The organism is Shewanella sp. BJSY2023SW001 (assembly GCF_047314685.1).
In the GTDB taxonomy this organism is placed as follows: Bacteria; Pseudomonadota; Gammaproteobacteria; order Enterobacterales; family Shewanellaceae; genus Shewanella; species Shewanella indica.
In genome coordinates, this window is sequence record NZ_JBKORF010000019.1 from 58,180 (window position 1) to 70,848 (window position 12,669).

Annotated in this window: 13 protein-coding genes; 9 read left to right on the forward strand and 4 right to left on the reverse strand. The window is 52.8% G+C overall.

All coding sequences use genetic code 11. The features are described from left to right. Positions 1-59: 59 nt before the first annotated feature. On the forward strand, positions 60-689 hold the full coding sequence (locus ACMHXH_RS04380; protein WP_071475903.1) for a class I SAM-dependent methyltransferase: 630 nt from the start codon (positions 60-62) through the stop codon (positions 687-689). Positions 690-887: 198 nt separating this feature from the next. Next, positions 888-1,826 (forward strand): chemotaxis protein CheV, encoded by a 939-nt coding sequence (locus ACMHXH_RS04385; RefSeq protein WP_039032867.1) that lies wholly within the window; start codon positions 888-890, stop codon positions 1,824-1,826. Here the strand turns inward: ACMHXH_RS04385 and ACMHXH_RS04390 are convergent, their stop codons facing one another. Both ACMHXH_RS04390 and ACMHXH_RS04395 read right to left on the reverse strand, forming a co-directional pair. Then, the gene (locus ACMHXH_RS04390; protein ID WP_335911982.1) at positions 1,827-2,465 is read right to left on the reverse strand and encodes a hypothetical protein; all 639 of its coding nucleotides are present in this window, start codon (positions 2,463-2,465) and stop codon (positions 1,827-1,829) included. Between the two features lie 71 nt (positions 2,466-2,536). Then, on the reverse strand, positions 2,537-2,896 hold the full coding sequence (locus tag ACMHXH_RS04395; RefSeq protein ID WP_039032869.1) for a DUF2750 domain-containing protein: 360 nt from the start codon (positions 2,894-2,896) through the stop codon (positions 2,537-2,539). Between the two features lie 209 nt (positions 2,897-3,105). Here ACMHXH_RS04395 and ACMHXH_RS04400 point away from each other — a divergent pair, with 209 nt between their 5' ends. From ACMHXH_RS04400 to ACMHXH_RS04415, 4 genes are all read left to right on the forward strand, one after another. Next, the gene (locus tag ACMHXH_RS04400; protein WP_409928932.1) at positions 3,106-4,317 is read left to right on the forward strand and encodes a lytic murein transglycosylase; all 1,212 of its coding nucleotides are present in this window, start codon (positions 3,106-3,108) and stop codon (positions 4,315-4,317) included. A 136-nt stretch (positions 4,318-4,453) separates the two neighbouring features. Then, the gene (locus ACMHXH_RS04405) at positions 4,454-5,338 is read left to right on the forward strand and encodes a WYL domain-containing protein (protein ID WP_234500770.1); all 885 of its coding nucleotides are present in this window, start codon (positions 4,454-4,456) and stop codon (positions 5,336-5,338) included. A gap of 70 nt (positions 5,339-5,408) precedes the next feature. Beyond that, positions 5,409-5,891 carry an FKBP-type peptidyl-prolyl cis-trans isomerase gene (locus ACMHXH_RS04410; RefSeq protein WP_039032870.1) on the forward strand — a complete coding sequence of 161 codons (483 nt, stop codon included), beginning with the start codon at positions 5,409-5,411 and terminating at the stop codon, positions 5,889-5,891. A 70-nt stretch (positions 5,892-5,961) separates the two neighbouring features. Beyond that, positions 5,962-6,189, forward strand: coding sequence for a DUF3389 family protein (locus tag ACMHXH_RS04415; RefSeq protein ID WP_039036157.1), 228 nt, complete (start codon positions 5,962-5,964; stop codon positions 6,187-6,189). A gap of 4 nt (positions 6,190-6,193) precedes the next feature. On the opposite strand, the gene ACMHXH_RS04420 is transcribed toward ACMHXH_RS04415, so the two are convergent. After that, positions 6,194-7,201 carry a glutathione S-transferase family protein gene (locus ACMHXH_RS04420; protein ID WP_039036158.1) on the reverse strand — a complete coding sequence of 336 codons (1,008 nt, stop codon included), beginning with the start codon at positions 7,199-7,201 and terminating at the stop codon, positions 6,194-6,196. A 178-nt stretch (positions 7,202-7,379) separates the two neighbouring features. Between ACMHXH_RS04420 and ACMHXH_RS04425 the strand changes: the two genes are divergently transcribed. From ACMHXH_RS04425 to ACMHXH_RS04435, 3 genes are all read left to right on the forward strand, one after another. Beyond that, positions 7,380-8,051, forward strand: coding sequence for an alpha/beta hydrolase (locus ACMHXH_RS04425; protein ID WP_071475989.1), 672 nt, complete (start codon positions 7,380-7,382; stop codon positions 8,049-8,051). A 538-nt stretch (positions 8,052-8,589) separates the two neighbouring features. Continuing rightward, the gene (ushA, locus tag ACMHXH_RS04430; protein WP_335911986.1) at positions 8,590-10,284 is read left to right on the forward strand and encodes a bifunctional UDP-sugar hydrolase/5'-nucleotidase UshA; all 1,695 of its coding nucleotides are present in this window, start codon (positions 8,590-8,592) and stop codon (positions 10,282-10,284) included. A gap of 268 nt (positions 10,285-10,552) precedes the next feature. Then, complete coding sequence (locus tag ACMHXH_RS04435) at positions 10,553-11,002, forward strand: Hsp20 family protein (protein ID WP_028779347.1); 450 nt, start codon at positions 10,553-10,555, stop codon at positions 11,000-11,002. Positions 11,003-11,115: 113 nt separating this feature from the next. On the opposite strand, the gene ACMHXH_RS04440 is transcribed toward ACMHXH_RS04435, so the two are convergent. After that, positions 11,116-12,435 carry a Na+/H+ antiporter family protein gene (locus ACMHXH_RS04440; RefSeq protein WP_054743894.1) on the reverse strand — a complete coding sequence of 440 codons (1,320 nt, stop codon included), beginning with the start codon at positions 12,433-12,435 and terminating at the stop codon, positions 11,116-11,118. Between the last annotated feature and the right edge of the window lie 234 nt (positions 12,436-12,669).

Sequence of the window (12,669 nt, forward strand, 5' to 3'; positions counted from 1 at the left end):
TTGTCGCCGCAAGGGCACTTAAAAGTTAACCATGAATTATTCTGCGTGGATCGCCATTTATGCAACTCAATCGCTTTGAAAAATCGATAGTCAGGCATCCGCTGCGTTTGTGGCTGCAAAGGCGGCTGGAGCGGCGGATGTTGCTGAAGCTGTTTGCCAAGCCTTTACCGGCTTTTAGTCGCGCCTTGGAGATAGGTTGCGGCTTTGGTGAGGGAATCGCTCTTGTGCGTCAGGAACTGGGGGCGCAAGAAGTATGGGCGCTCGATTTTGATTCCGACATGGTCAGCCACTGCGCCGGGCGGTATTCGGATCAAAACTGGTTGCATCTGTGCCAGGGTGATGGCAGCGGCTTGCCCTTTGCCGATAGCCAGTTTGATCTTGTGGTCGATTTTGCCGCCTTTCATCATATTCCGGACTGGCAACAGGCGGTGGTCGAAGTGTACAGAGTGTTGCGCCCTGGCGGCTATTTCGTCATGGAAGAGCTTTATCGCGCCGCCATCTGTAATCCTTTGAGTCGACGTCTGTTTGAGCATCCCCAGGAAAACCGTTTCAATCACGCTGAACTCTTGGCTGTTGTTGAAGATAGCGGCAACTTTGAGATTATTCGTCAACACCAGTTGTCGGGGCTGGCGGGCATCATCCTGGCCCGTAAAACCTTCGGCAAGCATGAGCGGGATAATGACGTGTAGTCAGGGAGCGTGCGTGGGCTTTTGCTGTAGCCCAGCTTAACTCTATGAAGGCAGATGTTTGTAACGGATATAACAGTAGCCAAGTGCATATCATTTAAGACAATTTAGCCTAAATTTGCCCTGAAGCATGGTTTGTTCCGCCGCTTTACCACTATAATCGACGTAATATTCAGCAGTAGAATTGGACAAGTAGTTGTTATGGCAAATGTATTGGAATCAGTAGATCAACGAACCCAACTCGTCGGAGAGAATCGGCTGGAGTTACTGCTGTTCAGGATCAGTTCGACTCAGCTGTTTGCCATCAATGTTTTTAAAGTTAAAGAGGTAGTGAAACTGCCGGAACTCTCGACCATGCCAGGCAGCCACCCAGCCATCAGTGGTGTCGCCAATATCCGTGGCGTTTCGATTCCCGTTATCAATCTGCGCAGCGCTATAGGTTTCTCGCCCATGCCTGTGGGCGAAGACGCTAACCTTATCATCACAGAATACAACCGTAGTGTGCAGGGGTTTCTGGTGGGCAAGGTTGAGCATATAGTCAACATGACCTGGGGCGATATCATGCCACCGCCGAAAACCGCCGGCCGCAATCATTACCTTACAGCCATCACTCGGATGGAAACCCAGGGTAAAACTGAGTTGGTGTCGATTATCGATGTAGAGAAGGTACTGGCGGAAATCATCCACTATGACGTGCGTCTCTCAGAAGGTGTGTTGGATGAATCCTTGGTGGCCAAGATGCCGGGACACAAGATTTTAATTGTTGACGATTCGCCCACCGCCAGACGCCAGGTGCGCGATACTTTGGGGCAGCTGGGGCTTGAAGTGATTGAACGCAGTGATGGCCGCGAGGCGCTGACGCTGCTCAAGTCCTGGTGCGATCAGGGGCTCAAGGTGACAGAGCAGATTTTGATGATGATCACCGACGCTGAAATGCCCGAAATGGACGGTTACCGTCTTACCTATGAGGTGCGTAATGACAAGCGGATGGCCGATCTTTTTATTACCCTCAATACCTCCCTCAGCGGCAGTTTCAATAAGGCGATGGTAGAAAAGGTGGGCTGCGATCGTTTTATTTCCAAGTTCCAGCCGGATCTGTTGGTGGAAGCGGTGCAGGACAGAATTCGCCAGCTGGGCTGATTAACGGCTGTTTTCCTGCTCCAGTTCGCGGATAAGTTGCTTTTTGGTGCGTTTGTCCGCGGCGATGTTGAGCCTGGCCAGGCGCACGGCGAAGGCAAATCTGTCGCGGCCGCAGATCGCAGTCAAGGCCTGCAGAAAGTCTTTATCCAGTGCAAAGTTTTTGGCGTAGTGCTCTATGGCGGCAAACACTGAGCTGTAGTGCAAGCCATCGAAGTCAAACCCGGTATTTGGGGTTTCGTCGCTCAGCGGAACTCCCTCGATGCACAGGGGCCAGCCCTTGGCATTGATCCTGTCCCTGGCCACTTCATACATAAACCAGGCGCTGCGTTTAAAACCGCCAAGAATTTTGCAGGAAAACTCAGATTCTTCCAGCTCTTCACGGGTCCAATTCAGCCCTATGGCCAGATGTTTGGCGTAGCGCTTCATCAATGCATCTTTAACTGCAATACGGCACTCGTATATCGAGGTGAGAGTATGTTGGCGGGCCAGCGTCAGGCACTCCTTACAGGCGGGCACGCTCAGTGAGGCATGTTCTGCATGGGGGGAGGCCTCAAAGGTGAAAATGTGCTCGCAGGGCTCGGCACAAAACCAGCAACTGTGACGGCAATTAAAGGGGATGTCGACCAAGGGACAGGGCATAGGGTTGTGCAGATGCTGCTCTGAGTCTTAAAAGAAGTCGGGAGTCTTGGTGACTCCCGACCTGATAAAGCTTATTCGGCTTCCACGTCCACCAGGAACTTGGCCAGCTCTACCGGCTCAACTTCGGGACATTCCTGCTCTGCGCGCCAATCGATACCAATCAATACGCCATCTTCGTTGAGATCTTCAATCCAGAACTCCAGCAGCTCTTCCAGTGAAATCGCTACCGGTGCGAAGTTGACCCACTCCTCGGTGCAATGGCTTTGGGCCACTGCCTGATCAGACCATAAAGGCATGACATCTGTGTCTTCATATTCGCTGGAGTCACACACCACCCAGCCTTCGCCGGAGTCGTCCTGCAAGCCCCACACCTGCTGGTGCGCTTTGACGTTATCGATAAATTGGCTCAGTGCCGGCGCTAAATCAGTCATGATCTCTCTCTTGAGCAAGGGTTAGTGGCGCCATTATACGGCATAAGCACTGGAGTCCAAGTGAATCTTAACCTCAGATGAACAAACAGGAATAAATGCTTAAAAATCGACTCAACGACAGGGAATTATGCCTGCGGGGCTTAAAAAACGCTGAGCGACTGGTTAGGATGGAACTCGATGGGGTGTTTAATTTTTTAAGGAGTCGGAAGGTGTTCAGAGTATTATCCTGGTTTCCCCTGCTGTTGGCCACGCAAACGCTGGCAGCCCCCCAGAATGAGGATCCTGTAGAAGCCCTGATAAAGGCCGGAGAAGCGGCTTTTCCTCAGTGTATTGTGGCGATGCAGGACAAGGCCCTGAAAGAGGGGATCAGTCAACAGACCATCGACTCACATCTTAAGCAACTCAAGTTTGTCCCCAGAGTGATAGAGCTGGATCGCAGTCAGCCCGAGTTTACCCAGACATTTGCCAACTATTTCGATAAGCGGGTAACAGATTGGCGGGTTTCCAAGGGCAGGGAACTGCTGGTTGAACACAAAGCGCTGCTGGATAAGCTCAAGCGCGAGTACGGTGTGCCGCCGCAATATCTCTTGTCTTTCTGGGGCATGGAGACTAATTACGGGGGGTACAAGGGCAAGATGCCGGTGTTGGATTCGCTGGCAACCCTGGCCTGCGACTCCCGCCGTTCGGGCTTTTTTACCCAGGAGTTGATGACAGCGTTGAAGCTGAGCCAGAAATATGGTTTTGCTGCGGCTGATATGCAAGGCTCCTGGGCCGGGGCCATGGGACACACCCAGTTTATGCCCAGTGCCTATGCCAGTTATGCCGTCGACGGTGACGGTGATGGCAAGGCGGATCTCTGGAACAGCATAGATGATGCCCTGACCTCGGCGGCAAACTTTCTTGCTCACCTGGGGTGGCAGCGCAACGAACGCTGGGGCAGGGAGGTTCGCTTACCTGAATCATTTGATTATCAGCATCTGGGGCAGAAAAAGTCTCTCGCCGACTGGCAGGCGCTGGGATTGACCCAGAGCAATGGCAAGGTGCTGCCACAGGCCCAGATGGAAGCCAGACTCTATCTGCCCGCCGGGCACGAGGGACCTGCGTTTCTCGGCTACGATAACTTCCAGGTGATCCAGCGTTGGAACCGTTCTGAGTTTTATGCCATCTCAGTAGGCCATTTGGCCGACAGAATAAGTGGCGCCGGTCGGCTTGCCAAAGCACCGCCGCAGCAAACCCGCTTGAGCCGCGCTCAGATAAAGGCACTGCAGCAAAAGCTCAATGAGCAGGGGTTTGATGCCGGAAAGCCGGACGGTATTCTCGGGCGTAACTCCCGCGCCAGTTTACAGGCGTTTCAGCTCAGCAAAGGCTTGGTGGCCGACGGTTTCCCTTCTGCCGAAACTTTTAAAGCCCTGGGACTCTAGTTCTGCTAATCAAAATGATTGCCGGTAGCCAAGGGATTGGCTAATGTTAGTTTATAAAGGCGCCAAGCAACTGCCCGGATAATGCCGGCAGCAGAGTTTGGCGTTTTCCTGCACCGATTTGAACTCAGGGAATGATATGCGCAGCGAGATGAGCAACATAGACACGTTGAGTCACGGCCAGCGTCAGCGTCTGGCCTTTATCGATTTCAGTTTGCAATATTTTGGTCAGGTCAGTCGTCAGGATCTGATTGCCAAGTTTGCCACCGGATTGGCGGCCGCCACCCGCGACTTCAGCCTCTATCGCGAGCTGGCGCCACAGAATCTTAAGCTGATGCATCCCAGCCGTCATTATCAGCGCCAGCATGAATTCAAGCCCTTGTTTCATCACGATCCTGAAGCCATTCTCTCGGGTCTGGCCCGTGGCTTTGGAGATGGTTTGTCACAGCCCCTGGTGCCCAGCCAGGTATGTTTCGATGCGGTGCGGCTTATTCATCCGGATACCGAGATTATCGCGGCGCTGATGCGCTCGATTCAACAAGGGCTGGCGCTGGCGCTGCAATATGTCTCCACCTCAAGCGGCGAAACTTTTCGTGAAATAGTGCCCCATGCCCTGGTCAACAACGGTCAGCGCTGGCATGTGCGGGCATTTGACAGACTGCATGGCAAGTTCAACGACTTTGTGGTGACCCGTATCAAGCAGGCCAGAGAACTTGAAGGCTCTCCCTTGCCCAAGGAGCAACCGGCAGCCGACAACAACTGGTTGACGCCGGTGGAACTGGTGTTGGTTCCCCATCCGAGCCTGAAACACCCGGAGGCGATTATGCTCGACTATCGTATGGAGGATGGCGAACTCAAGGTGGCCAGCAATGCGGCCTTGGCCGGATATCTGCTGCGCAGCTGGAGTGTGGATTGCTCTGTTAAGCATCAAATTGATGGTGGTGTTTGTCAGTTGGCATTGAAAAACCACCAGGTGCTGGAGCGACTCGAGCACCTGGCGATAGTGCCGGGCGCCGGGCGTTAATCCAAAGCAGTGGAGTGCAGGCGACAGTTTTGTTAAGCTGCGCCGGAATCATGAATACTGAGGACTCAGAATGAGCGTTAAAGAAGATATGGTGGTGCAGTTCAATTACACACTGCGCGATGAAAAGGGTGAAGTGCTGGAAACCAACGAGGGGCACGATCCCATCGCCTATCTGCACGGCCATGACAACATGATGCCTGGAGTCGAGAAAGCCATCGAAGGCAAAGAGATAGGTGCCAAGTTCAGTGTGACCTTGCCTGCCTCTGAAACTTACGGTGAGCGGGTTGAAGGCGCTGAGCAGCGCGTATCGGTAAAACACCTGATGGGCGCCAAAGTATGGAAGCCTGGCATGCGCGCGGTCGTCAATACAGATCAAGGTCAGCGTCAAGTGACTGTGGTCAAGGTGGGCAAGTTTATGGCCACTGTGGACATCAATCACCCATTGGCCGGTCGCGAGCTGACCTTTGATATTGAAGTGGTCTCAGCCCGTGAAGCCAGCCATGAAGAGATAGCTCATGGTCATGCCCATGGCGTCGGTGGTCATCAGCACTGAGTTTGGCCTTAACTGAAAACGCCCGCTTTAGCGGGCGTTTTTGATTGAGAAACCATTGGGAGGAGAGGGGATGAAAATTAACTGCGAGCAGGGGCGATTGCTGCTGAGTCCCAATGAGCTGCAAGTTCGTTTGCCGGCCATGCAGACAGTGTTGATGGCGCTGAGCGACGATATCCGTTTGCTCAAAGGCCCTTGCATTCTGCTGGCCGATGCCGGCGCCGTGCGTTGGCAGCTGCGGCTCGACTCAGATGAACAGCTCGAGCAACTGGCAGACTTTTACGGCCTGACGCCCGAGTGATTTACTATTCCAGTCTGTGGCGTTGATGGCTGCGCTGATAGTCTAACTCGGGGCCCTGGGGCACGATGCGACTGGGGTTTATCTGTCCATGGCTGTAGTAGTAGTGCTGCTTGATATGTTCAAAGTTGACCGTGGCGGCAATACCGGGGTACTGATACAGATCGCGCAGGTATTGGCTCAGCGCCGGGTAGTCTTCAATACGGCGTTTATTGGTCTTGAAGTGACCCACATAGACAGCATCGAAACGGATTAAGGTGGTAAACAAGCGCCAGTCGGCCTCAGTGAGTTGTGAGCCGGTGAGAAAGCGGCGCTCACTCAATTGCAACTCCAATCTGTCAAGGGCACTGAACAGCTGCTCAAAGGCCTCTTGATAGGCTTGTTGTGAGGTGGCAAAACCGGCCCGGTAAACCCCGTTATTGATATTGGGATAGATGAACTCGTTGAGCGTATCTATCTCCTCTCTCAGATGGGGCGGGTAAAAGTCCAGGTTATTGCCGGTCAGATGATCGAAGGCAGAGTTGAACATACGGATGATTTCCGACGATTCATTACTGACTATGGTCTGATGATGTTTGTCCCACAAGACAGGTACTGTCACCCGACCGCTATAATCGGCCGCGGCGAGCTGGTAAATTTGGTAGAGGAATGCTTTGCCAAACAAAGGGTCTTGCTCGGCGCCCTGGATAGGGTGGCCGCCCTTGGGGCCCGCCTCTGTGGCAAATTCCCAACCATTTTCCAACATATGGGGCTCGACCACAGTCATTGAGATAAGCGCCTCCAATCCCTTCAAGGCGCGAAATATCAAGGTTCTGTGGGCCCAGGGGCAAGCGAGTGAAACATAGAGATGGTAGCGGCCCGGTTCGGCCTTGAATCCACCTTGACCACTGGGGCCCGGGCTACCATCCGGGGTGATCCAGTTTCGCAGCTTGGCATCTTCACGGACGAACTTGCCGCCGCTTTTGTCTGTCTGATACCACTGGTCGACCCATTTGCCCTGCTGCAATAATCCCATTTTTCGCTCCTTTAACCGCTTTGCCCTATGGCTCGCATTTCAGTCTAGGTGGTGGTTATTTATGGGTAAAGCGCGAAATACACGTGTTTTTATTCGAATTTTTAGAATGGTGCTGGCAAGGAATTATTAGCCTGATATGATGTCGGTCACATTTTTGCCTATCAAGAAGGATGTTGTTATGTCGTCAACTACCCTGGACGCCGTTGTTATTGAACCCCGGGAGCCGGCCACCGCCTGCGTTATCTGGTTGCATGGTTTGGGTGACTCGGGTGACGGCTTTGCCCCTGTGGTGCCGGCATTGGGACTGCCGGCCGATCACTCAATACGCTTTGTGTTTCCACATGCGCCGGAGCAGGCTGTCACTGTCAATGGTGGCTATGTGATGCGCGCCTGGTATGACATCAAGAGCCTCAATCTCCATGACAGAGCCGATATGGCTGGGGTACTGCAATCCGAGCGTTTGGTTCGACAACTCATAGAGCAGCAAGTCGCCCAGGGCATTGCCGCCAACCGCATTGTGCTTGCCGGCTTCAGCCAAGGTGGGGTGATGAGCCTCTTTACCGCACTGCGCTACCCCGAAGCGTTGGCCGGTATTATGGCGTTGTCCTGTTATTTGCCGGGGGGTGAGCAGCTGCCGGAAGACTTGAGCAGCGCCAACCGTGATACACCAATCTTGCAGTGTCATGGCGAGCAGGATGATGTGGTTGCTCTCAGTGCCGGACGTATGGCCAAAGAAGCGCTCGAGCAGGGAGGATATCGGCTCGAATGGCATACATTCCCAATGGCGCACGGCGTGGTGCCGCAAGAGCTGAATCTCATCAGTCAGTGGCTGCAGGCGCGTTTGAATTAGGGAAGGTACGAATAAGTTCTAGCGACGTCCTTATTGAGAGAGTGGCTGACACAGAATTGGCATTCAAAGCTACTGCCTGAAGGCATACCTGGGGTTTGACTGGGGTGGATAACGCAGAGTACAGGTGGAACTTGTTCACACTTTCCTAATATCCAGTTTTAATTTATTGAAAAATAAGTCGTCCCATAATGGAAACGGCCTTTCAGGGGGTGTTTCCATTATCAAACAATAGCCTGCCGCTGCTAATACTTTAGTTATTTTCATATATATCAGTGCGATAGGTTTTATTGTGTGCCAAGTGCACTTTAATATCAGCAGCAGAATACGCTAAAGTATGAGAGCTCCCTGGAAGCCTATTCTAAATTGTGAACAGTTTGTGTTGTTTCCCGCCTTAAAATCATGCATTTAACTCCTGTTTGTTAATAAAAGTGACATGTTTTTGACTTAATCTTGCTAGTATGTCGGGCGCGGGAAGTTCGCTTCTCCGCTTATTAATGATGATGGTAAAAATAAATAAAAACATGGGGTTGATTTAACAATGTCTAATAAACTGATGAAAGGACTTTTGGCGACAGCCATTCTGGCTGCTCTCGCCGGTTGTAACAGTGATGACAAGGATCCGGCACCGGAAGTCTGCGGCGCCGATAACTGCACCAAGTTCACCATTTTACACACCAATGACAACCATGGCCGCTTCTGGGAAAACAGTGACGGTGAGTATGGTATGGCAGCCCGTAAGACGCTGGTTGAGCGCTTACGCAACGAAGTGGAAAGCAACGGCGGCCAGGCTCTGTTGCTCTCAGGTGGTGATATCAACACAGGTGTGCCTGAGTCGGATCTGCAAAACGCCGAGCCTGACTTTATCGGCATGAACTTGATTGGCTATGACGCCATGGCCGTGGGTAACCACGAGTTTGATAACCCTCTGAGTGTGTTGGATATGCAGCGCGAGCTCGCCGAGTTTCCTATGCTGGCTGCCAACATCTACAAAAAAGATGGCAGCCGTTACTTCGAGCCTTACAAGGTTTTCGATATTAAAGGTCTTAAAGTGGCTGTCATAGGTTTGACCACAGAAGATACCGCCAAGATAGGTAACCCTGAGTTTATCGGCGAGCTTGAGTTTACTGATCCCAAAAAAGAGATCAAAAAGGTCATCAAAGAGCTCAATGATAACAAAGCCGCCGATATCATAGTGGCAACCACTCACATGGGGCACTATGCCGATGGCCAAAACGGCAGCAATGCCCCGGGTGACGTGGCCATGGCTCGCGCCCTGGAAGAGGGACAGCTGCAGGTCATCATAGGTGGCCACTCACAGAATCCGGTTTGTATGGAACCCGGTAGTCAGAGCTATGCCGACTTCAAACCCGGTGATGATTGCCTTCCTGATCAGCACAAAGGCACCTGGATCATGCAGGCCCATGAGTGGGGTAAATATGTTGGCCGCGCCGATTTTGAATATTATGGCGGCAAACTGCACTTGGCCAGCTACAAGCTGATCCCGGTCAACCTGAGAAAACTGGATGCAGAAGGCAAGAAGACAAAGGAACTGGCCGGTGAGCCGATCCCTGCCGATACCACAGTGAAGGCTGTACTGCAGCAATATCAGGACAAGGGTAGTGAAAAACTGGGCGAAATCATCGCCACTACCGATGGCAAACTGGAAGGCGATCGCGGCGTGGTTCGTGGTCAGCAGACCAACCTGGGCCGTTTGCTCGCCATGGCGCAGGCCACCAAGGTAAATGCCGATATCGGCGTGATGAACTCGGGTGGTGTACGTGACTCTATCGCCGCCGGTGATATCAGCTACCGTGATGTCCTGACAGTGCAGCCTTTCGGTAACATGATAACCCTGAGCACTATGACAGGTGCCGAGCTCAGCGATTATCTGGGTGTAGTGGCTACCATGCAGCGCGGTTCAGGGGCTTATGCCCAGATAACGGGCGTGAAAATGACAGTTGACTGTCAGGCCAAGTCGGTCGCTATCAGCGAAGTCAGCGGCAAGGATTACAGCGCAACAGATAGCTACACCTTCACTGTACCCAGCTTCAACGCAGCGGGCGGTGACGGCTATCCCAAGCTGGATCCGGTACAAACTGGCTATGTTGATGCCGAAGTCTTCTACAGCTTCCTGAAAGAGAAACAAAGCATCAAGGCCGTTGATTACGAGCCGGTAGGCGATATCGTTTATGAAAACTCCAACAGCCCACTGGGTTGTGAAGTGCCTCAGTAAATAGCACTTTAAGTCACTTTACAGGCAGCCCTTCGGGGCTGCTTTTTTGTGGCAAAAGAGCAGGGCAGCCATGTGGCTTTGAGTGATTTTTAATCAATTAATTCTACCGACACTTGAAATACTTTTGCCCGACCTTATCTATTGAGTGTCGGCAGGGAAAGTGCCTTGACCGATAAATGAAAGGCCGTGCCATTGGGCGGCCAGTGAAACCTAGGGTGCGATGATTCGGCCCGACACTACATATTGCTTAATCTATGAGGATATGACTATGCGTAACTATGATTTGACTCCCCTTTACCGCAGCGCTATCGGTTTTGATCGTTTGGCCCGTTTGGCCGAACATGCCGCCGCCAACAATGGCAATGCCGGTTACCCTCCATACAATATCGAGCTCTTAGGTGAGAACCGTTACCGGATCACCATGGCGGTTGCAGGTTTTGCCATGGATGAGCTGGAGATCACCAGCGAGGGCGAAAAGCTGTTGGTGAAAGGCACCAAGGGCGAACAGGCTCCGGAGCGTAAATACCTGTATCAGGGCATTGCCGAGCGCGGCTTTGAACGTACCTTCCAGTTGGCCGATTATGTGACCGTCGAAGGCGCCCATCTGGAACACGGCCTGCTCAATATAGATTTGGTGCGCGAGATCCCTGAAGCCATGAAACCGCGCAAAATAGAGATAGGCTCAGGTAACCGCCTGATAGAAGAAACTCAGGCCTGAAACCGCGCTGATAAGCTCGACCCCGGCTTGTAAAGCAGGCCGCTAAAGCAAAAAAGCCAGTCTGATACAGACTGGCTTTTTGTATTCAGGGCCATCATTCCCCAAGGCAGTGCTTAGAGTACCATGGCGGCAATCCAGCCGAAGATCAGCAGCGGGATATTGTAGTGAATAAAGGTTGGAATCACGCTGTCGCGGATATGGTCGTGTTGACCATCGGCATTCAGGCCGGCGGTGGGGCCGAGCGTCGAGTCCGATGCCGGTGAGCCGGCATCCCCAAGCGCTGCGGCGGTGCCGACCAGCGCGATAACCGCAGGCACAGAGAAACCAAAGTTCAGCGCCAGCGGCACATAGATGGTGGCAATAATAGGGATAGTCGAGAAGGATGAGCCAATACCCATGGTGATCAACAGACCCACCACCAGCATCAACAGCGCGCCAAGGCCCTTGTTGTCACCAATCAACTCACCTATGGCACTCACCAGAGTCAGCACTTCACCGGTTTGTTTGACCACGGCGGCGAAACCGGCGGCGGCTATCATGATAAAGCCTATGTTGGCCATCATGCGCACGCCTTGGTTAAAGATATCTTCATCGGCCACATGTTTGAGCGCGCCGCTGAATGAGAAGATCATAAAGCCGACCAGTGCGCCGAAAATCATCGAATCTGTCTGCAGCTGCACCAGCAGAGTCGCCAGAATGGCCAGCACGGCAATGGTGATGTTGCGCTTGCTGAGTCCGGTTTCCGGCTCGGCGGCGAGGATCTGCTCTTCCCGGTACTCTCTTGGCTTGCGATAGCTGATAAACACGGCCGTCAACAGTCCGGCCAGCATGCCGGCGGCCGGAATAAGCATGGCTTGGGGAATATCCCCTGACTGGGCCTCTAAGCCGTTGGACTGCAGGTTTGCCAGCAGTATGTCGTTTAGAAATATGCCGCCAAAGCCCACAGGCAACACCATATAAGTGGTGACCAGGCCGAAGGTGATAACACAGGCGACCAAACGCCTGTCCAGCTTGAGTTTGGACATCAGATGCAAGAGGGGCGGCACCAGAATGGGGATAAAGGCGATATGGATCGGCAGAATATTTTGTGAGCTGATAGCCATGGCCAGCAGCGACAGCAGCAACAGGCTGCGAACCCACTTGAGATTTTGACTATCGGGATCTTTGCCAAGGGCCTTGATCACAGTAGTGGAGATCAAAGTGGTCAGCCCGGAATGGGACAGGGCCACGGCAAAGGCGCCGAGCAGGGCATAACTCAGGGCTATCTGGGCACCTCCGCCCAGGCCGGTATTGAATGCCTCTATGGTCTGGTGGATGTCCAGTCCTCCCATCAAGCCGGCGACCAGGGCACTGATCGTCAAGGCGATCACCACATTGACCCGGGCCAGGCTGAGAGCGAGCATCAGACAGACGGCAATCACAACTGCGTTCATAGTAAAGTCTTATTCGCTAAACAAAGGGGCTATTTTTGACTGGGGGGGCTTGGATGTCCAGCTGCAATCAGTGTTTGCGGGAAAAAATCTCTCTTTGTGAACTGGATCCTGAGGTTATCGAGTCGCTTTGTGAGCCAGGTTATTGCCGTGGCCGCACACTTGCCGATTTCTTACCCAGACAAGCCTTAAAATGCAGCAAAAGCGTGATATTGATCCTAAATAGGTTGTCAGGTG